The sequence below is a fragment of the Mycobacterium pseudoshottsii JCM 15466 genome (assembly GCF_003584745.1).
GTDB classification, from domain to species: domain Bacteria; phylum Actinomycetota; class Actinomycetes; order Mycobacteriales; family Mycobacteriaceae; genus Mycobacterium; species Mycobacterium marinum.
Window position 1 is genome coordinate 297,983 of sequence record NZ_AP018410.1, and the last position, 19,590, is coordinate 317,572.

Genomic DNA, 19,590 nt, shown 5'->3' on the forward strand with positions numbered 1-19,590 from the left:
GCCTGGCTCAACTCCCGCCGCGCGCGGCCCGGCCGGTGTCGACCCGCTCGCGCTGGGGCACCACCACGTACTTGGGATCGCGGGTGGATTCCACCCCGGCCTCAAACACCCCGAACCGCTGCAGCGCACTGCCGGTGAGCAGGGCCAGGCCGCACAGCGCGGCGCCAAGGCGGTTGCGGCCCGCGGCGAGCGTGCCCAGCGCCCCGCCGACGGTCAGGTATTCGGCCCACTTGCGGGTCCGGTGCGCCGGCCCTGTCGTATAGGCCTCGCCGACCAGGCCGAGCCGCCGCTCGAGCAGCCGCGACGCCGCCACCTCCAGCGCCGCACCCGCGACGCTCATCCGCCGTGCCGGAGCGGCTTCGGCGACCGGTGCCAGCAGCATGCCCAATCCGCCGCCGCTGGCCGCGGCCGAGCCGGTGAAGACGAAGGGCAGGTACGGATGGGCTTCGTGCCAGGCCGGGACTGCCGTCTGGGACAGCAGCACGGCGGTATAGGACGCGACACCGGGAGCCACCGCGGCCGCCGACAGGCCCGCGGGCCGGGCCAACCGGGCCAGCAGCGCGCCGAGCCAGGTGCGCCGTAGCCGCGCCGGCATCAGTTCGGCGGCCCCGGCCAGCCCGGCGCCGGGCCCGTAGGCGGCCAGGATCCAGGTCCCCACGCTCATCGGCGAACTCGGCTTGGCCACCCGCAGCATGTGGTGAAACCGTTCCGGGCGGCCCAGATCGGCGATCAGGAAGTAGGAGCCGGCCGCGATGCTGGCCAGGGCGCCGACCCTGCTCACCCGGCGCAGTGCCGGTTGGCCGTTGAGATCGGCTCCCGCGGCCAGCAGCGCCGAACCCGCCGACAGGCCTCCGGAGAACAGGTAGGCGGCGATCTTCCACTCCCAGGCGGGTGTCTTGAGTACCGGGCGCCCGTAGTAGGAACGGAATTGCGCCCGCGGCACCGCGAGCTGCTCCCGGCTGCCCGTCATGGCCGCCCTCGCCCGGCGAACGCCGACACGGCGATGGCAACCAGGGCCGACGCCGCCATTCCGGCGTAGCGCCACATCGCCGGCGTGTCCCGGGTGGGCACCACCGGGTCCGGGGGTAACCCGTAGACCTCCGGGTCGTCAAGCAGCAGAAAGAAGGCGCCGTTGCCGCCGACCCCGTCGTTGGGGTCATGGCCGTAGAGCCGGGCTTCGGGCACCCCGCGGTCGTGTAGCTGCTCGACGCGGTGTGCGGCGCGCTCGCGCAGTTCCTCTAGCGGGCCGAACTGAATCGAGTTGGTGGGGCAGGCCTTAGCGCATGCCGGTTCCAGACCGTCGCGCAGCCGGTCGTAGCACAGCGTGCACTTCCAGGCCCGTCCGTCGCCCTCGCGCCGCTCGATGACTCCATACGGGCAGCCCGACACGCAGTAGCCGCATCCATTGCAAATATCTTGCTGCACAACCACCGTGCCGAACTCGGTGCGGAACAACGCGCCCGTCGGGCACACGTCCAGACAACCCGCGTGGGTGCAGTGCTTGCACACATCCGAGCTCATCAACCAGCGGAAATCGGTGCGGTCCTGCGGGCCGCTCGCCTGCCCGGGCCGCTCGAACTTCGGAACCCCGAGATCTACCGGGGGGCGGGCCTGTTCGATGAATGCGACGTGGCGCCAGGTGCTGGTCCCCAGCATCCCGGTGTTGTCGAAGGACATCCCCAACAGATTGAAGCCGTCGTCGGGAACCTCGTTCCATTCCTTGCAAGCCACCTCGCAGGCCTTGCAGCCAATGCAAATCGAGGTGTCGGTGAAGAATCCCACTCGGGGTGGATGGTCGGTGTACCCGGCGTCGCCGGCGGGATCATCGAGCGGGCCGTAGAAGGTGTTGCTGCTCATGGGCTTTCCTCCGGATCCGGGTGCGCGATCCCGTCGTCGCGGGTGGTGTCCAGATGCGTGCCGGTTTCCGTGGTAATCCCGGCCCGGCGGCGGTATTCGGCGATGTAGTCCAGTAATGCCGGTCCGCGGGGGCGCCGGCCGGGCTGGACATCGCAGGTGGCGACCTTGCTCTCCGGGATGAAAACGTTGGGGTCCAAGACCACCCCGAACAGATCGTTGACCACGTCACCTTCGACCAGCCCGGTGTATCCCCAGTGGTATGGCATCCAAACCTGTTGCACTACATGGTCTTCAATGCGCAGCGGGCGCATCCGGTCGGTGACGAACACCCGGGCGTCCACCGCGGTGCGGCTGGTGATCACGTGCGCCCAGCCCATATGGGTCAGCCCGCGCATGCGTGCCAACTCCGGTGACACCTCCATGAACAGCGCGGGCTGCAGCTCGGTGAGGTAGGGCAGCTGACGACTCATCCCCCCGGCGGTGTGGTGCTCGGTCAGCCGGGCCGCGGTGAAGACGAACGGGAACACCTCGCCGTGTGCTTCCGGTGGGGAAGGGTTGGACGGGTTGTCCTTGCGCCCGAACACGATTCGCGTCGGGTTGCCCTGCTGGGCATACAGTGTGTTGCGTACCGGCGATTCGTGCGGCTCGTAGTGCGTCGGCAGCGGGCCGTCGGCCAGGCCGCTGGGGGCGAACAGCCAGCCCTTGCCGTCGGCCTGCATGACGAAGGCGTCATCACCGCGCAGCGCCTCGACGCCGACGGCACCCTCGGGTGGGCGGTAGCCCGGCGGCTTGTGCTTTTCGAAATCGGGCACATCGTGGCCCGTCCACTCGCCCAGCTCGGCATCCTACCACACCAGCTTCTTACGCTCGCTCCACGGCCGGCCCTGCGGGTCGGCGGATGCCCGGTTGTAGAGCACCCGGCGGTTCAACGGCCAGGTCCAACCCCACTCGTTCTCATAGGGGCGCTGCTCGTCGCGCGGTTTGCGCCGCGCCGCCTGGTTCACCTCGTCGGCGTAGACACCGGAGTAGATCCAGCAACCGCAGGCGGTGCTGCCGTCGGCCTTCAGACTCGGGTAGCCGTCGATGGTCCGGCCGGTGCCCAGATCGATCCCGTTCATGTGGCGCAGCACATCTGCACCGGACGGCTCGTCGCCTTCGGTGGCGTAGTCCCAGGCCAGCTGAAGCAGTGGCCGGTCGCGCTCATCGGTTGAGCCGGAGAGCTTTTCGCGCAGCTTGCGGCCCAGATGGTAGAAGAACCACAGCTCCGAGCGGGCGTCGCCGGGCGGATCGACGGCCTTCTCCCGCCACTGCAGCAGCCGCTGGGTCTGGGTGAAGGTGCCCGCCTTCTCGACGTGGGAGGCCGCCGGGAAGAAGAACACCTCGGTGCGGCAGGTCTGCGGCGAGATCTCACCGGTCTCCACCTCCGGCGCCTCCTTCCAGAAGGTGGCGCTTTCGATCATCACCAGGTCACGCACCACCAGCCAGTCCAGGTTGGCCATTCCCAGCCGCTGCATGCGGCCGTGGGCGGATCCGACGGCCGGATTCTGGCCGAGCAGGAAATAGCCGAACACCTTGCCGTCGATCATGTCCATCACCGTGCGGTAGGTGCTGTGGTCGCCGTTGATCCTGGGCAGGTAGTCGAAGCAGTAGTCGTTGTCGGCGGTTGCGTGCTCGCCCCAGTACTCCTTGAGCAGGGACACCATGTACGCATCGGCGTTGTGCCAGAAGCCCTTTTGGTTTCGGCTCTTGATGTTGTCCAGGTAGTCCGACAGGGTGGCCTGGCCGGCATAGGGCATGTCCAGGTAGCCCGGCAGCAGGTTGAACAGCGTCGGCACATCCGTGGAACCCTGGATGCTCGCGTGTCCGCGCAGGGCGAATATGCCCCCGCCGGGCCGGCCGATGTTGCCCAGCAGCAGCTGGATGATCGACCCGGCGCGGATGAACTGGGCGCCCATCGAGTGCTGGGTCCACCCCACGGTGTACACCAGTGCGGTGGTGCGCTCCCGGCCGGAGTTTTCCGTCCAGGCCCGGGCTACTTGTAGGAAACTCTGGGCTGGCACTCCGCAGACCCGCTCGACCATCTCGGGGGTGTGGCGGGCGTAGTGCCGCTTGAGGATCTGGTAGACGCAGCGCGGGTGCTGCAGCGTCGGATCGGCGTGATCGCCCGGTTGGTACCGCCAGGTGGCCGGATCGTAGGAGGCGCTGGCGTGGTCGTAACCGCTGAAAAGACCGTCGAGATCCTCGGCGTCGCAGTAGTCCTCGTCGACCAGGAACGGCGCGTTGGTATAGGCGGTCACGTATTCGCGGAAGTCCAGATCGTTGGACAGGATGTAGTTGATCACCCCGCCGAGGAACGCGATGTCACTGCCGGCGCGCAGCGGCACGTGCCGGTCGGCGACCGCGCTGGTGCGAGTGAAGCGCGGGTCGATGTGGATGACCTGGGCGCCGCGTGTCTTGGCTTCGATCACCCACTGGAACCCCACCGGATGGGCTTCGGCCATGTTCGAACCCATGATGACGATGAAGTCCGAAGTGGCGAGGTTTTGCTGGTAGTCCGTCGCCCCGCCGCGACCGAAGGAGGCTCCCAGACCGGGAACCGTGGCGCTGTGTCAAATACGGGCTTGGTTCTCGATCTGCAGCGCGCCCAGCGCGGTGAAGAGTTTCTTGATCAGGTAGTTCTCTTCGTTGTCCAGGGTGGCACCACCGAGGCTGGCGATTCCCAGGGTGCGGCGCAGGGTGTGCCGGTCGGCATCGAAGTCCTGCCAGCCCTTGCTGCGGGCGTCCAGCACCCGGTCGGCCACCATGTCCATGGCGGTTTCGAGGTCGAGGTCTTGCCACTCGGTGGCGTACGGCGCCGGTAGCGCACCGTGGTTTCCCGTTGCGCACCGGTGACGAGCTGCTTGCTGGCGGATCCCTTGGGGCACAGCCGTCCTCGGCTGATGGGGCTATCCGGATTGCCCTCGATCTGAACGACTTTTCCGTCCTTGACGTACACCTTTTGCGCACAGCCGACCGCGCAGAACGGGCACACCGAATGCGCGACCTCGTCGGCGGATGCGGTTCGTGGTTGCAGCTGCGCGGACCGTTTGGACTGGGCGGCCTGGCCGCGCCCCAGCGGATCGGCGCCGGTGAGCTGCCGGTAGATCGGCCAGGACTGGATCAACTTGCCGACGTCCTTGTTTCGGCTCATCAGCGTCACCTTTCTCCGGCCCCGGCTCTGCTGAGACTACGCGATGGGACCCGGTGTCGCCTACCTTCGGCGGCGCTGCCAACTATCGTCCGGTTGTATTGCCGGACAGTGTGTTTGGCGCAGGCCGGCGGGCGTTCGCAGTGGTTGATCTCAACGCAAGGTGCAGCAGGGGTGCGTACTGGCGAATTATTTCATCGTGGGTCATCGAGCAGGCGGGTTCCAGGCACAGGATGTAGCGGGTCACGATCAGACCGGCAATCTGATTGCAGAACATCGAGGCGCGTTTGCGCGCGTCTGTTCCGCCGAGCTGTGCCGCGATCTTGTCGATCAGCTCGCGCTCGACCGTTTCCTTCACCCGGTTTGCCAGCGTCGGATCGTGGGCGGCGCCGGCCACCAACGCCCGCAGCGATGCGCCGCTGGCCGGGTCTTCCCACAATGCCAGCAGCCCGGCCAGGACACGCTGGGGAAATGTCGTCGGGTCGCCTTTGGCGACCGCCCGATCGAGCACATCGGCGGGGTTTGCCGACAAGGCAAGAGCCTCGCCGACGAGCCCCCTTTTCGACCCGAAGTAGTAGCTGATCAGTGCGAGGTCGACGCCGGCCTCGGCCGCCACCGACCGCAGCTTCACCCCTTGGTAGCCGCCTGCTAGGAAACGTCGCCGCGCGACCTGGAGGATCTTGGCCCGCGTATCGGGCTTGCCGGCCCTGCGCCCCCTGGCCCTCGAGTAATTCATCACCGTTGAAATATTACCGGCGCGCGGGTCACGGTGGGCGGATGCTCACCACGTTGCCAACCCCGCCGCAGACCCCGCTGGTTCGCAGGCCCAGGCATCAGGGTCTGGTCTTGACCGTCACCTGCCTGGCCTTGGGAACGGTGGTCGCGGCGATGGCCTCGCTGAATGTGGCGCTGCCCGATATCGCCCGGCAGACCCATGCCGACCAGACCCAGCAGGCTTGGATTGTGGACGCCTACAGCCTGGTGTTCGCATCCTTGCTGCTGCCCGCCGGCGCGGTGGGGGACCGCTACGGCAGACGGTTGGCGCTGCTGGTCGGCCTGGTTGTGTTCGGCGCCGGATCCGGGGTGGCCACCCTGACCACCGACCCCACCGCGCTGGCCGGGCTGCGTGCCTTGCTGGGAGTCGGCGCCGCGCTGATCATGCCCGCCACGCTGTCGACCATCACCAGCAGCTTTCCGGCGCAGCGACGCGCCGCTGCGGTCAGCATCTGGACCGCCGTCGCCGGTGCCAGCGGGGTGGTGGGCTTGCTCGCCTCGGGGCTGTTGTTGCAGTGGTGGTCCTGGCAGTCGATTTTTTGGCTGAACGTGGTGCTGGCCGCGGTGGCGCTGACCGGCACGCTGCTCTTTGTGCCGGAGTCGGCCGAGCGCGATCCGCTCCCGCTTGACGTGGTTGGCGCGGTGCTGGCGGCCGCGGGCATCGCGGTGCTGGTCTACGCGGTGATCGAGGCTCCGGCGTACGGCTGGACCGATCCGGTCACGGTCGGCGGTATCGCGCTGGGCCTGCTCATCCTGGCCGGTTTCGTCGTCATCGAGATGGGGCGCCGCTACCCGTTGCTCGACCCGCGGCTGTTCACCAACAGACGCTTTGCGGCCGGCTCGCTCTCGATCACCCTGCAGTTCTTCGCGCTGTTCGGCTTTCTGTTCGTGATCATGCAGTACCTGCAATCGGTTCGTCACTACAGCGCGCTGACCGCCGCACTGGGCCTGTTGACCATGCCGATCGGGATGATTCCCAGTTCCCGGCTCAGCCCTTACCTGACGGAAAGATTCGGCATCCGGCTTCCCTGGGTCGCCGGCCTGCTCATTGTGGCGGAGGGGCTGATGGTGCTGGCGCACCTGGACAGCGCCGACCCCTACTGGCACATCGCCAGCGGATTGATCCCGCTGGGGGCCGGGCTGGGGCTGGCGATGCCTCCGGCCACGACCGCGATCACCGGCGCGCTGCCCTCGCGTCTGCAAAACGTCGGCTCGGCCGTCAACGACTTGGCTCGTGAGCTCGGCGGCGCGCTGGGTATTGCCGTGCTGGGCAGCCTGCTGACCGCGACGTATCGCAATCATCTCCCCACCGCCGGGGCCGTCTCGGCGTTCTGCACCGGCCTGCACGTCTCCCTGACCGGCGCCGCCCTGACCATCGTTGCCACCGCGATAGCGGTGGCCGCGCTGTTACGCCGGCCCCACCGGCCCGGCCGCCACCGGCGGTCCCGCTCAGCCTGGCGTGGTCGGCAACGTGCGCGTGCCGGCTTCACCGCGGCGAGTGATCCGAAGCGGGTCGAGCTGTTCCAGCAACGGCACCGCGACTCGGCGGGTGGTTCCCAGGACCCGACGCGCCTGGCTCACCGTGAACGGCTGGGGCAGTGTCGCGAGGATCTCGGCCGCCCGCTCGAACGCGTCCGGACCGAGCATGACCGCGTCGGCGACCCGGGTCAGCCGGCCGGCGCGTACCGCCGCGGCCAGCTCACGCGCTCCGAGCCCCAGCTCACCCAATTCGTCGGCTTCCGGGGCGCGAAACGGTTCGGCGGCCAGCCGTCCTTCGAGGGTGCGCACCGCCGCGTCGACCCGCGCTGGCAGGCCCGTGCCGGGCGGTCGCACCAGCCCGTCGGCCACGTCCAGCCCGGTTCCCACCAGCAGCGGGGGAACCAGCTCGGCGGCAGGTAGTCCCACTTGCTGGCGCAGCGTTTCCAATGGCATCCCCGCCGCGACATCGTGGTCGGCGGCCCAGTGGGTGACCGTTGCCGCGGCGTGTTCGCGTCTGGCGGCCCACCACTGCGGATCGACCAGCCAATCGCCCACCCGCAATCCGGCGAGCGGCAGCCCCATCGCGCGCAGCACCGCGGCCCGCGCACACTGTGGCGGCCGGATCCGCCCGCCCGCCAGTTCCTGGGCCCGCTCGCGCGCCGCACCGCGCCGGCGCAGGCTGGGCGGGGCGACGTCGAGGACCTCGATTCCGGCCGCGATCCGATGTTGCCCGGGGTCGCGCAGCAGTCCGATGTCGCCGACCCGCAACGGCAGCGGCCGGCTCAGCCGCAACCGTGCCGCTTCGGCTCCCAGCGCGCGCACGTACACCGGCACCGCCGCCGAGCCGAGGTGTGCCACCAGCTCACGGTGCAGCTTGACCGCGGACCGCAGGGACACGTCGATCTCGGTGGTGTCCAGCCAGGCCCCCGGAGTGCGCACGGTATCGCCGCGAGCGATGTGCCGGCGATCGACGCCTCGCAGGTTCAGCGCGACCCGGGCCACCGCCGCGACCTCGGTGTGATCGCGGCCCAGCGATTGCAGGCCGCGGACGGTGACGCGCTGTCCGGCGTGTTCGAGTTCGTCGCCCACCCGGATGGTGCCGGCGCTCAGCGTCCCGGTGACCACCGTGCCCGCACCGCGGACCGTGAAGGCGCGATCGACCCACAGCCGCACATCGGCGTCGCGGTCGGGTTCGGGGAGCCGATCGGTGAGCGCGAGCAGTTTGGTGCGCACCTGGTCCAACTCGGTGCCCAGCGCGACCAATGGGTCAGCCATCGATGTGGTGGCGAACCGTTCGGATGCCGCTCGAATGGCCGGACCGGGGTCGGCCAGATCGGCCTTGCTGATGACCAGCAGCGCGTGCCGAACCCGCAGCGCATCGAGGGCGGCCAGATGCTCCTCGGACTGCGGCATTCAGCCCTCGGTGGCGGCCACCACGAACAAGACCGGGCTATCCGGCGGCATCGCCCCCGAGCCGGCGAGCATGTTGGTGACGAATCGTTCATGGCCCGGTACGTCGACGAATGCCAGCTGGCGCCCATCCAGCTCGGTCCAGGCAAAACCCAGATCGATGGTCAGCCCACGGCGCTGTTCCTCGGCCAGCCGGTCCGGCCACATGCCGGTGAGCCGGTGCACCAACGTCGACTTACCGTGGTCGACGTGCCCGGCGGTGGCTATGACAAACACGCCCGCACCGCTGCCAACAGCAGCTCGTCCTCCTCGGGAGCCACGGTACGCAGATCCAGCAGGCACCGGCCGGCCTCGAGGCGGCCGACGACCGGCGGGCTACCGGTGCGCACAATGTCGCCGCATAGGACTCGGGCAGGCTCAGCCCGGCGCTGGGCAACTCGACACCGGGGGCCCCACCTCCGCCGACGGCCGCGATGCAGTCCACCGCCGTCGCCCCCACGCTCTGGGGCAGCTGTGCGATGATCCGCTGGGCCCGCGCGCGCAGATCGGTCAGGTCGGCGCCCAGCGCTTGGGCGACCGGCGTCGGCGGGCCCACCACGGTGGCTTCCAGGGCCGCGAGCGTGAGTTTGTCCACTCGCAGGGCCCGCGCCGCCGGATGGCGGCGTAGCCGTTCGATCAGGTCGGCATCGCCGAACAGCAGGCCGGCCTGTGGGCCGCCGAGCAATTTGTCACCGCTGGCGGTGACCAGGTTGGCACCGTCGCGCAGCATCGTTGTCGCATCCGGCTCGTCGGGCAGCAGTGGATGTGGCGCCAACAGCCCTGACCCGATGTCGACCACCAGCGGGGCGTCCAGCTGCGCGAGTTCGCCGACGCCGACCGCCGAGGTGAACCCGGTGACGTGGAAGTTGGACGGATGAACCTTGAGTACAAAGCCGGTGTTCGGGCCGATCGCCTCGGCATAGTCGCGCAGGCTGGTGCGGTTGGTGGTGCCGACCTCACGCAGCCGCGAACCCGTGGACGCCAGCAGTTCCGGGATGCGGAAGCCGTCACCGATTTCGACCAGCTCGCCGCGGCTGAGCACGATTTCCTTACCCGGGGCCGCCAGCGTGAGGGCGGTCAGCAGCAGGGCGGCGGCGTTGTTGTTCACCACGTGCACGCCCGCCGCGCTGGGCACCGCGCGGGCCAAAGCGGCCAGCGCGCTGCGGCCGCGGCGGGCACGCCGGCCGGTGGCCAGATCGAACTCGACGTCGGTGGCCCGGCCGGCGGTCACCACCGCGTCCAGTGCGGCCCGCGATAGCGGCGCTCGCCCGAGGTTCGTGTGGACCACGACGCCGGTGGCGTTGATGACCGGCCGCAAGCTCGATGCCGTGCCGGGAAGCGCGTCGATCGCGTGCTCGGCGACTTGGTCCGGCTCGATCTCGCCGGCGCGGGCGCGCTGCTGGGCCTGCAGAATCACCGATTTCACCAGGGTGCGCCCGAGCGTGCGTTGGGCCTCGGCCAGCTTGGGATGGGCGAGCAGCACGTCGGTGCGCGGCGCCGGTCGCTGCCGTCACCCATGGCGATTGGCGCGGTGGCGGAGGCGGACGGGAATCGAACCCGCCAACGGCAGCAGCTGTCGCTCGACGGTTTTGAAGACCGCGCCGGTCACCAGACCGGAGACGCCTCCCTGGGCCATAGCGACAATTATGGGCGACCATTATGGGAATGGTGACAGACCAAGGGACTTACCGACTGACTCAGTACGCCCATGGCGGCGGGTGCGCCTGCAAGATTCCGCCTGGCGAGCTGGAGGAGGTGGTTCGGGGCCTGGGCGCGGCCGCGCCACGTGATCCGGTCGGCGAGCTATTGGTCGGGCTGGAAAGCGGTGACGACGCGGCCGCGGTGCTGATTGCCGAGGGCACCGCGCTGATCGCCACCACCGACTTCTTCACCCCGGTCGTCGACGATCCCTACGACTGGGGCCGAATCGCCGCCACCAACGCGCTTTCGGACGTGTACGCGATGGGCGGACGGCCGATGGTAGCGGTGAACCTGTTGGGATGGCCGCGCGATGTGCTGCCCTTCGAGTTGGCGACCGAGACACTGCGCGGTGGCCGCGACGTCTGCGCCAGCGCGGGTTGTCATCTCGCCGGTGGGCACAGTGTCGATGACCCGGAACCCAAGTACGGGCTTGCCGTGACCGGGATCGCAGACCCGAATCGTCTGTTGCGCAACGACTCCGGTAGGCCAGGAACTCCGCTTTCGCTGACCAAACCACTCGGAATCGGGGTGCTGAACAGTCGGCACAAGGCCACCGGGGAGCGCTTTGCGCAAGCCATTGACGCGATGACCACCCTCAACGCCGACGCGGCCGCCGCCGCGGTGGCCGCCGGCATCGAATGTGCAACCGACATTACGGGTTTCGGGTTGCTCGGGCATCTGCACAAGCTGGCGCGGGCGAGCGGGGTCACCGCAGTGATCGACTCGACCGCGGTGCCCTACCTGGACGGGGCGCGCCAGGCGCTGGCCGCCGGATACGTCAGCGGCGGCACGCGCCGCAATCTCGAGTGGGTGGGCCCACACGTCGACCTGTCCGCGGTCGATGAGTCCGAGGCGTTGCTGCTCGCCGACGCGCAGACCTCCGGTGGGCTCCTGATCGCGGGGGAGATCCCCGGTGCACCCGTCATCGGGGAGCTGGTCGCCCGCGCCGACCACACCATTGTGGTGCGCTGAGTTTGCGCGCCTGACGCTAGTTTGCCCGGTGCCGACCTGGGTAACCCGGTATGTGGTTTCGGCCGAAACAGTGCGGTCTTGACGTCTTGGTCTGCAGCGGCCACTTCTCGCCAACCGTTGCTGCACGCATTACGGGCGGCCTCGGGCTGACAACCAGGGCAAGGCCATGACCTATGAAACCTATGAAGGAGTATTCACATATGTCCGACGAATTGAACGGCAAGAGTATTGCCATGCTGGCCGCCGACGGAGTCGAGAAAGTCGAACTCGAGCAACCGCGCGCCGCCCTGCTGCAAGAAGGCGTGCGGGTCGAGGTGCTGTCGCTGCAAGAAGGTGACATCCAGGCCCGTGACCACGATCTCGAACCGGCGGGCAGATTCGCGGTTGACCGTCCGGTGCGGGCCGCGTCGGTCGCCGAATTCGACGGTTTGGTGCTACCGGGCGGAACGGTGAACCCGGACAAGCTTCGGATGGACAAAGCTGCGGTCGATTTCGTCCGCGACTTTGTGGAATCCGGAAAGCCTGTTGCGGCAATCTGTCACGGTCCCGTGATGCTGGTGGAGGCCGGTGTGGTCCGAGGGCGAACGATCACCTCATATCCGAGTATTCGCACCGACCTGCGCAATGCGGGTGCCAACGTGGTCGACGAAGAGGTCGTGGTTGACGGCAATCTGATGACCAGCCGCTCACCGTCGGATCTACCGGTGTTCTGCGCGGCGATCGTCAAGCAATTCGCGGCCGGGGCATGCCACTGAAATTGGGTGCGCGAGTGTCGGACACCGCCGCTAGTATCGAATGTATGTTCGAATCGATGGGGGCGGCCACGCGCACCGACCACCCCTGTGATGCGCTCGCCGAGCGGCGCCAGTTGCGCACCCCGACGGCAGAGTCGGTGGGTTGGGTGCAGCGGATCGGTGCGGCCGCGCGGGCCGAGAACCGCGCCGCGGCCGCGCAGCTGATCGAGATCGGGCAATTGTTTGCCTACCGGCTGTCGCGGTGTTCGGAGACCGAGGACTGGGCGGTCGACACCATGGAGGCGGTGGCGGCGGAGGTGGCCGCGGGGCTGCGGATCAGTCAGGGTTTGGCGGCCAGCCGGCTGCGCTATGCCCGGGCCCTGGGTGAGCGGCTGCCCAAGACCGGCGCGGTATTCGCGGCGGGTCAGATTGACCTGCGGGCGTTTCAGACCATCGTGTTCCGCACCGATCTGATCGTTGACCCGCAGGTGATGGCCGCCGTGGATGAGCTGGTGGCCCTCAACGTGGGGCGGTGGCCATCGATGACGAAGGCCCGTCTGTCCGGACAGGTCGACGCCATCGTGGCCCGCGCCGATGCCGATGCGGTGCGCCGCCGTAAGGAACGCCACGCCGACCGGGAGATCTGGATAGGGCAGGACGCGGATGGAATCTCTCGCATCGACGGCAGCATGTTCACCATCGACGCGCACGCCTTGGACCGGCGGCTGTCGGCGCTGGCGGCCACGGTGTGCGCGCAGGATCCCCGCAGCCGGGAACAGCGGCGCGCGGATGCGCTCGGGGTGCTGGCCGCCGGTGGAGACCGGTTGGGATGTCGCTGCGGGCTCCCGGACTGTGCGGCCGGTGCCCGGCCCGCTGCCCAGTCGGTGGTGATCCATGTGATCGCCGAACGGGCCACACTCGACGGCGACGGCGGGGCTCCGGCCTGGGAGGTGGGGGCTGACGGACTTGTCACTCCGGAATTGGTTGCCGAGCTGGCGAAGTCGGCCAAGCTGGTGCCGCTGCGTCACCCCGGCGATGTCCCGCCGGAACCGGGATATGTGCCCTCGAAGGCGTTGGCGGACTTCGTGCGGTGCCGGGATCTGACCTGCCGTTGGCCCGGCTGCGACCAGCCCGCGCTGAACTGCGATCTGGACCACACGATCCCGTACGCGCAGGGCGGGCCCACTCACGCCTCGAACCTGAAGTGCTACTGCCGCACCCACCATCTGGTCAAGACCTTTTGGGGCTGGCATGACCAGCAACTGCCCGACGGAACCCTGATCCTCACCTCGCCGGCCGGACACACCTACGTCACCACCCCGGGTAGCGCCCTGCTATTCCCCAGCCTGTGCCGTTCCACCGGCGGACTGCCGGCAGCCCAGGTCGACCCACCATCGGACTACTGCGACCAGCGCAGCGCGATGATGCCTCGACGTCAGCGCACCCGGGCACAAGACCGCGCCCGCCGCGTCGCCACCGAACGTCGTCAGAACCACCACGCCCGCAGCACCCAGCCGGGCGGGCAAGCCAGATCCGCCGCGCCGCCGACGCCGCCGCAGCCCGAGCCCCAGTCCCATCCACCGCCATTCTGAGACCCCCGGCTGCGGTGCGTCAGTCCTCCGCGGGCAACCGAAATGTCATGTCGATGGCGGTGCCGCCCGGACTGTTGTCGATTTCCACTTCATCGCTGATGGCCCTGATCAGCGTCATGCCTCGACCGCTGTTGCCCGGGTCGGCCGCGGGCTTCTTCCAGGAACCGGAGTCGACGACCCGGGCGTGAATTGCCCCGTCGGCGGCTTCAACGTCGAGCAGCATCGTCCCCACGCTCTGCCCGCGATAGGCGTGCTCGATGCAGTTGGTGCACGCCTCGCTGACCACCAGCACAATGTCACCCGCCTGCTCGTCGGGAACTTCGGCGGCCTGCAGCCACGACAGCAACTGGCGCCGAACAATGACCAATTGGTCTGGGGTAGCACTGGTTTCAATCCGCAGCGGCCCGTGCTGGTACCGATAGGCCACCATCGCGACATCGTCGTCGTAACCCCCGGTGGGGGCCAGCTGACTCAGCACCGCGTCGGCGACGGCATCGATCGGCAGCATCACGGAGTCGGCCACCACATCGGCCACCCGGCCCAGCCCCTCGTCAATCGACTCGTACCTTCGCTCGACCAAGCCGTCGGTAAACAGCAGCAGCGTCGACCCTGGCGGCAACACCTGAGTCGCTTCGGGTCTGGGCTCCACCCGGCGCACCGCCAGCGGCACGGACCGGGCATCGGTCAGCAGGACGGGCCCGGACTTCGGCTCGGCGAGCACCGCGGGCATATGGCCGGCATTGCTGTAGTCGAGGATGCCCGATTCGGTGTCCAGGATGGCCAGGAACACCGTCGTGCAATAGGCATCGGGAATCAGCGATGCCGCCGCGTCGAGTTGTTCGAGCAACAGCGCCGGTTGTGCACCGGTGAGCAAGAGTGCGCGCGCCGAACTGCGCAGCTGGCCCATGATCGCGGCGGCCGGCAACCCGCGCCCCACGCAGTCGCCGACGACAATGCCGATGCGGTGCTCACCGATCGGCAATACGTCGTACCAGTCACCGCCGATCTCGAGCGGCGGCACCGCGGGCTCATAGCGCACCGCAAAACCGGGCGGTGGTTTCACCGGCGGCAGCATGGCCCGTTGCAAGGTCAACGATGTTTCCCGGGCGCTCTCGAACTGCCGGACGTGCCCGATCGCCAGGCTGAGGTGACCGACGAGGACCGTGACCAGCAGCCGATCCTCGGCGGTCACCCAGCGCGGTGCCCCAAGTTCCAGCCACAAAGCGACGTCCGCGGTGCCGGAGAGCACCGCGACCAGCCCCTGTGCCCTGCCCGGGGAGTTTGGCCACTCGATCGGTCTGGCGGTCAGCGGGAGTTGGGCACGGGCGCCCAGGAACGTCTCGCGCAGCTGCGGATCCAGGGCACGCCAGGACGATTCCGCCGGTTCCCCGGCGACCTGCACGGTAGGTTCGCCGTCACTTGGTGGCCACATCACCGCGACCACACGTTGCACGTCGACCGCGGTACGGCACTCGTCCAGGGTAATCGAGAGCACCTCGGAAACGCTCTTGGCTACGCTCACCGATGTTGCCAATCGCAGCACCGCGCTTTCCCGGGCGGCGAAGGCGCGTTCGGCCGTGATGTCGCGAACGGTGCCGACGTAGACGTCCCGGTCCGAGCCGGATCCGTGAACCGCGTTGATACTCACCGCAACCCAGGACAGATGGCCATCTTGATGGCGAATCGGTGTTTCGTAGTCGGCGCTGCCCTCATGTCGAACCCGCTCTTGCTGTTGTGCCGCGGATTTGCGGTCCACCAGCCACGGGTGTGGCCACCGGTAGGGCAAGCCTTCCGGCGGATAGCCCAGGATCTCGGCGAAGGCGTTGTTCATGTCGATCACGGCGCCCTCATGGTCGGCGACGAAGAACCCTTCCTGTAACGAGTTCACCAGGGCGCTGCGGAACTTGTCGCGGTGCGCGAGATCCTCGGCGCGGGCCCGCTGCTCCTCGTAGCGTTTGGTGCCGTCCAGAAATCCGCGCGTCGCAACGTCCAGCGCGGCCAATGTCTGCAGCAAGAACTCCAGCGCGACCGACCGGTCGGACCCAGGGTTCGGCGAGATTTCGTCGAGCAGCCGGAAGTGGTTCTCGATGATGTCGAGAATGCTGATCTGTTCCTGCAGGGCCCGGCGGCCGAACTCATGCCCGACGGCCAGACTGTTCTCGTCGCGGGTGTCCAGATACGCGCGCAGCGCGTCGGCGTACTGGGTCTGGAACGCATCGACGGCGCCGAAGTCTCCGGTCTCGGTCATGTCGATACGCCCCGGTGGCGTGCGGCGAGGACAAGGGCGTCGTCGTTTTCTTTGGCGTGCTTGACCAGAATCTGTTCGGCGATCACCGGGGCGGACGCCGCAAAATCGATGTGATCCAGGTAGTCCTCGGCGACGCCGTCGCTGGCTATGACCAGTAGATCGCCCGCGCGCATGGGAACCATTTTGGCCGGGGTGATCTCCGGGATCCGGTAGCCGACAATGCCGGGGGTCAGTCGCACGCTGGATCGGACCTGCACGCCGCTTACCGCCTTGGCAACCAGGTTGGCGCTGACATTTCCCACCCCCGTCCACACCAGTTTGCCGGTGGGCAGATCAATCCTGGCCAGGGTCATCGCGACCCCCCTGCTGCCGGTCAGGACCCGATGACAGAGCTGGATCAACACCTCGAGACGTTCGCCGCGCGCATTCTTGACCACCTCGACGGCCCGCAACGCGGCGCTTTCGGCGGCCGGGCCGTGCCCCAGCCCGTCCATCACCCCGAAGAGTGCGGAGTCGTCCTCGGTCTCGACGGCGATCGGCTGGTCGCCGAGAGCGTGCTCACCGGGCCGCGGGCGACCGGCCGTCGCCCACTCGATTGGCCCGAATCGGCCACTATCACGCACGAGGCGGAACCCATTTCCACATCTCGACGATCGTTCCGCGGCCTACCACAGACTCCACGATCAACCGGTCCATCAGGCGCCGCGATCCCGGCAAGCCCATGCCCAGACCGCGCCCGGTCGAGTAGCCGTCCTCCATCGCGCGCTCGATGTCAGCGATGCCGGGACCGTCGTCTTCGGCGCGCACCACCAGGGCCTTGCGGCCCTCCCGGTCCTGCACGGCCACCCGAACCGCGCCGCGACCGGCATAGCTGGTGATATTGCGCGCGATTTCGGAGATCGCGGTGGCGATCATGGTGACGTCGGTCAGCGAGAATCCGAGGTCGAGGGCGAGTTGATGACCGGCTTTTCGGGCGGTGACGATGTCGTCGGGATGGTTGATCCCGACCACGCTCTCATCCGCCACCGTCGGGCCCGATCGTCGACTTCCGTAGTCCCAGTTGCTTGTTCAGCAGCGCCACGCCCTCTTCGAGGTCCAGGGCGGTTTTCATGTCGTCGAAGGTCAGGCCCAATTGGACCATTGAAAACGCGACTTCTGGCTGCAGGCCCACGATCACGGTGGTAGCACCACGCAATCGGGTCATGTGGGCGATGGTCTGCAACGAACGCGCCGCGAACGAATCCATCACGTCGATGGCGGTCACGTCGACCACAATGCCCTGGGCGCGAAAGCGGCTGACCCGCTCCATGAGGTCATGCCGGAGGCGTTCGGTGTCGCTGTCGGTCAGTGCGGACTGAACCGTCGCGATCAGAATCGGACCCTGTTTCAAGATCGGTACTGGCATGACAAACCCTCGATGGCTCGACCTGTGCGGACTAGTCGCCGGTGCGAGTGACTGCGTAGCCCAGCAGCCGCTCGGCTTCCTCTATTCCCCCTTGTAAATTGCCCACGGCATTCATCTTCGAAAGGTCGAGTCCGATGGTCACCAGCGTCAGTGCGATCTCGGAGGACAAGCCGGTGATGATCACGTTCGCGCCCATCAATCCGGATGCGTCGACGGTTTGGACCAGGTGGTTGGCCACCGTCGAGTCGATGGCGGGCACCCCGGTCACGTCGATGACCACGACCTTGGCGCGGTTGGCCCGGATGGCCCGCAGCAGTTGCTCGGTGACCTGTCGGGCGCGCTGACTGTCCAGCACTCCGATGATCGGCAGAATCAGCAGTTGCTCGCGCACCTGCAGCACGGGCGTGGACAGCTCCCGGATCGCCTCCTGCTGCTGCCGGATGATGCGCTCACGCTCCTGCACGAAGCTCACCGCGACGGTGTTGGCGATGCGGTTGGCCGCCGGTTCGTAAGCGTCCAGAACTCGGCTGAGCATCTCGAAGTCCGTCTGATACTTCTCGAACAGCGAGCGGGCCAGCACGTCGCGCAGCAACAGGACGATGCCGACGACCTCATCGGTTTCCACGCCCCTGGGAATGATGCGTTCGGAGAGATCACGTGCGTAGGCCTGCAACGCCTCGACGCTTCCGGTCTCGAGCACCTCGACGTAGTTGTCGTACACCGCGGTCGCTTCGGAAAAGATCTCGTCGGGCGTCATCGCCGTGAGCAGCCGCGCCTCGGTTATGCTGCGGGCCCACTTCTCGCGCAACGCGGTTCGATTTTGCCGCAGATGCTCGACCAGCTGCGGCAGCAAACCTTCGCTAGACACGCCGATCGGCCCAGAGCTGGTAATGATGCTGCTGCTGAAGACGGACGGCGAATCTGACATTTGGCCTCCCAAGTGCCGCGCCGCGCTCCGCAGGGCGCTGGTCATATGGCGAGACTAGCCTGGAGGCCGCTGTGGAACGCGTTGAGGTCTTCTTCTTCTCGCAGTTCGTGAGGCAGGTTAGGCTTGCAGCACACCGAAGGCTCGGACAAAGGACCGCCATTGTCAGCTCCCGATTCGATCACCGCCGTGGTCACCGATCACGATGGAGTCACCGTGCTCAGTATCGGCGGCGAAATTGATTTGGTTACTGCTCCGGCCCTCGAAGAAGCCATCGGCGCTGTCGTTGCCGATAACCCGACGGCGCTGGTCATCGACCTTTCCGGGGTGGAGTTCCTCGGCTCGGTGGGGCTGAAGATCCTGGCCGCGACCTACGAGAAGCTCGGCACTGCGGCCGAGTTCGGCGTGGTCGCGCAGGGGCCCGCGACCAGGCGGCCGATTCACCTGACCGGTCTGGACAAGACTTTCCCGCTCTACCCCGCCCTCGATGACGCATTGACCGGCGTGCGGGACGGCAAGCTCAACCGCTAGCGCCTGCTTTTCGCTTCGGCTACTTGCGTTTTCGGGCACCGAGGGTTCCCTCAGGTGCGATGATCACGAACATGGATGTCGATCATCCGGAACGAGATCAACGCTGGGATTACCGTCGGCGGCGGGAAACCGAACTGGAACGGCTCGACCGCAACTGGACCAGCCTGCTGCAGGAGCTGCGGGTGGTGCAGACCGGGGTTCAGCTGCTTACCGGGTTCCTGCTGATGCTGCCGTTCCAGCAGCGCTTCGAGGTTCTGGGGCTACACACGGTGTATTTGGCGACGGTGGCGTTCTCGGTGGGCGCGACGATCTTGTTGGTCGCCCCGGTGGGCATGCACCGGTTACTGTTCCGGCGACACCGTCTTGTGGTGCTGGTTTCGGCGGCACATCGCTGCGCCTATGCCGGGTTGGTCCTGCTGGGGCTGGCTTTGACCGGGGTTACCGCCCTCATCTTCGATGCGGTGTCAGGACGTACCGCGGCCATCATCGCCGGGTCGTGCGCGCTGGTACTTTTTGCGCTCTTCTGGGTGCTGGTCCCGCTGCTGCTGCGCACCCGCGACGTGCAGCTTCCCGACTACTGGTCGTTTCCTTGCGTGTGAGTTGTCGCCTTGGTGGGTAATTTCCGGTTGAGCTACCGGTCTCAGGGGGAATAGAAGAAGCAAGGGCAAGATCCGGGGAACGGCCAGTTTGGGGCTTGGCTGGCCGAATGGAGAAGGGGGAGCGACCATCTGGGGCG

13 protein-coding genes, 1 tRNA gene and 4 pseudogenes are annotated in these 19,590 nt (G+C 67.7%); 6 read left to right on the forward strand and 12 right to left on the reverse strand.

The features are described from left to right. Positions 1 to 7 precede the first annotated feature (7 nt). From nrfD to MPSD_RS01395, 4 genes and pseudogenes are all read right to left on the reverse strand, one after another. Positions 8 to 970, reverse strand: a complete 963-nt coding sequence (nrfD, locus tag MPSD_RS01375; protein WP_020785258.1) for an NrfD/PsrC family molybdoenzyme membrane anchor subunit — start codon at positions 968 to 970, stop codon at positions 8 to 10. Continuing rightward, the gene (locus tag MPSD_RS01380; protein WP_020785257.1) at positions 967 to 1,857 is read right to left on the reverse strand and encodes a 4Fe-4S dicluster domain-containing protein; all 891 of its coding nucleotides are present in this window, start codon (positions 1,855 to 1,857) and stop codon (positions 967 to 969) included. The genes nrfD and MPSD_RS01380 overlap by 4 nt, the downstream gene beginning before the upstream one ends. Next, positions 1,854 to 5,047: pseudogene (fdnG, locus tag MPSD_RS01385) on the reverse strand (formate dehydrogenase-N subunit alpha). Before fdnG ends, MPSD_RS01380 begins: the two are co-directional and overlap by 4 nt. Before the next feature lie 82 nt (positions 5,048 to 5,129). Continuing rightward, a complete protein-coding gene (locus MPSD_RS01395) occupies positions 5,130 to 5,780 on the reverse strand; it encodes a TetR/AcrR family transcriptional regulator (RefSeq protein ID WP_036426001.1) in 651 nt (216 codons plus the stop codon). A gap of 152 nt (positions 5,781 to 5,932) precedes the next feature. Here MPSD_RS01395 and MPSD_RS01400 point away from each other — a divergent pair. Next, positions 5,933 to 7,015: pseudogene (locus tag MPSD_RS01400) on the forward strand (MFS transporter); the annotation flags it as partial. A gap of 252 nt (positions 7,016 to 7,267) precedes the next feature. Here MPSD_RS01400 and MPSD_RS01405 read toward each other — a convergent pair. The 3 genes and pseudogenes from MPSD_RS01405 to MPSD_RS01415 all read right to left on the reverse strand — a co-directional run bounded on the left by MPSD_RS01405 (position 7,268) and on the right by MPSD_RS01415 (position 10,373). Then, positions 7,268 to 8,983 (reverse strand): annotated as a pseudogene (locus tag MPSD_RS01405) (SelB domain-containing protein). Continuing rightward, a pseudogene (selA, locus tag MPSD_RS01410) lies at positions 8,971 to 10,229 on the reverse strand (L-seryl-tRNA(Sec) selenium transferase). The pseudogenes MPSD_RS01405 and selA overlap by 13 nt, the downstream one beginning before the upstream one ends. A gap of 49 nt (positions 10,230 to 10,278) precedes the next feature. Next, positions 10,279 to 10,373 (reverse strand) — tRNA-Sec (locus MPSD_RS01415). Between the two features lie 32 nt (positions 10,374 to 10,405). Between MPSD_RS01415 and selD the strand changes: the two genes are divergently transcribed. The 3 genes from selD (at position 10,406) to MPSD_RS01430 (ending at position 13,745) form a co-directional block, all read left to right on the forward strand. Next, positions 10,406 to 11,419 (forward strand): selenide, water dikinase SelD, encoded by a 1,014-nt coding sequence (selD, locus tag MPSD_RS01420; RefSeq protein WP_086084804.1) that lies wholly within the window; start codon positions 10,406 to 10,408, stop codon positions 11,417 to 11,419. Positions 11,420 to 11,619: 200 nt separating this feature from the next. Next, complete coding sequence (locus tag MPSD_RS01425) at positions 11,620 to 12,174, forward strand: type 1 glutamine amidotransferase domain-containing protein (RefSeq protein WP_015357514.1); 555 nt, start codon at positions 11,620 to 11,622, stop codon at positions 12,172 to 12,174. Between the two features lie 44 nt (positions 12,175 to 12,218). Continuing rightward, on the forward strand, positions 12,219 to 13,745 hold the full coding sequence (locus tag MPSD_RS01430) for an HNH endonuclease signature motif containing protein (RefSeq protein WP_086084812.1): 1,527 nt from the start codon (positions 12,219 to 12,221) through the stop codon (positions 13,743 to 13,745). A 19-nt stretch (positions 13,746 to 13,764) separates the two neighbouring features. Here MPSD_RS01430 and MPSD_RS01435 read toward each other — a convergent pair whose 3' ends face one another. The 5 genes from MPSD_RS01435 to MPSD_RS01455 are packed head-to-tail and all read right to left on the reverse strand — an operon-like array spanning position 13,765 to position 18,326. Next, the gene (locus tag MPSD_RS01435) at positions 13,765 to 15,993 is read right to left on the reverse strand and encodes a SpoIIE family protein phosphatase (protein WP_086084803.1); all 2,229 of its coding nucleotides are present in this window, start codon (positions 15,991 to 15,993) and stop codon (positions 13,765 to 13,767) included. Further along, positions 15,990 to 16,616 (reverse strand): SpoIIE family protein phosphatase, encoded by a 627-nt coding sequence (locus tag MPSD_RS01440; RefSeq protein ID WP_012396699.1) that lies wholly within the window; start codon positions 16,614 to 16,616, stop codon positions 15,990 to 15,992. The genes MPSD_RS01435 and MPSD_RS01440 overlap by 4 nt, the downstream gene beginning before the upstream one ends. After that, a complete protein-coding gene (locus tag MPSD_RS01445) occupies positions 16,609 to 17,019 on the reverse strand; it encodes an anti-sigma regulatory factor (RefSeq protein ID WP_036425998.1) in 411 nt (136 codons plus the stop codon). The genes MPSD_RS01440 and MPSD_RS01445 overlap by 8 nt, the downstream gene beginning before the upstream one ends. After that, positions 17,009 to 17,398, reverse strand: a complete 390-nt coding sequence (locus tag MPSD_RS01450; protein ID WP_012396697.1) for an STAS domain-containing protein — start codon at positions 17,396 to 17,398, stop codon at positions 17,009 to 17,011. Before MPSD_RS01450 ends, MPSD_RS01445 begins: the two co-directional genes overlap by 11 nt. 31 nt (positions 17,399 to 17,429) lie before the next feature. Then, on the reverse strand, positions 17,430 to 18,326 hold the full coding sequence (locus MPSD_RS01455) for an STAS domain-containing protein (protein ID WP_086084811.1): 897 nt from the start codon (positions 18,324 to 18,326) through the stop codon (positions 17,430 to 17,432). 159 nt (positions 18,327 to 18,485) lie between these two features. Between MPSD_RS01455 and MPSD_RS01460 the strand changes: the two genes are divergently transcribed. Together MPSD_RS01460 and MPSD_RS01465 are read left to right on the forward strand one after the other, a co-directional pair. After that, positions 18,486 to 18,854 (forward strand): STAS domain-containing protein, encoded by a 369-nt coding sequence (locus tag MPSD_RS01460; RefSeq protein ID WP_085981947.1) that lies wholly within the window; start codon positions 18,486 to 18,488, stop codon positions 18,852 to 18,854. 71 nt (positions 18,855 to 18,925) lie between these two features. Next, complete coding sequence (locus MPSD_RS01465; protein ID WP_020785242.1) at positions 18,926 to 19,453, forward strand: DUF6328 family protein; 528 nt, start codon at positions 18,926 to 18,928, stop codon at positions 19,451 to 19,453. Positions 19,454 to 19,590 lie beyond the last annotated feature (137 nt).

Coding starts and splice junctions, on each gene's coding strand:
- MPSD_RS01395 (WP_036426001.1), bottom strand. CDS start 5,780: ATGAATTACTCGAGGGCCAGGGGGCGCAGGGCCGGCAAGCCCGATACG.
- MPSD_RS01380 (WP_020785257.1), bottom strand. CDS start 1,857: ATGAGCAGCAACACCTTCTACGGCCCGCTCGATGATCCCGCCGGCGAC.
- MPSD_RS01455 (WP_086084811.1), bottom strand. CDS start 18,326: ATGTCAGATTCGCCGTCCGTCTTCAGCAGCAGCATCATTACCAGCTCT.
- nrfD (WP_020785258.1), bottom strand. CDS start 970: ATGACGGGCAGCCGGGAGCAGCTCGCGGTGCCGCGGGCGCAATTCCGT.
- MPSD_RS01450 (WP_012396697.1), bottom strand. CDS start 17,398: ATGCCAGTACCGATCTTGAAACAGGGTCCGATTCTGATCGCGACGGTT.
- MPSD_RS01465 (WP_020785242.1), top strand. CDS start 18,926: ATGGATGTCGATCATCCGGAACGAGATCAACGCTGGGATTACCGTCGG.
- MPSD_RS01430 (WP_086084812.1), top strand. CDS start 12,219: ATGTTCGAATCGATGGGGGCGGCCACGCGCACCGACCACCCCTGTGAT.
- selD (WP_086084804.1), top strand. CDS start 10,406: ATGGGAATGGTGACAGACCAAGGGACTTACCGACTGACTCAGTACGCC.
- MPSD_RS01435 (WP_086084803.1), bottom strand. CDS start 15,993: ATGACCGAGACCGGAGACTTCGGCGCCGTCGATGCGTTCCAGACCCAG.
- MPSD_RS01425 (WP_015357514.1), top strand. CDS start 11,620: ATGTCCGACGAATTGAACGGCAAGAGTATTGCCATGCTGGCCGCCGAC.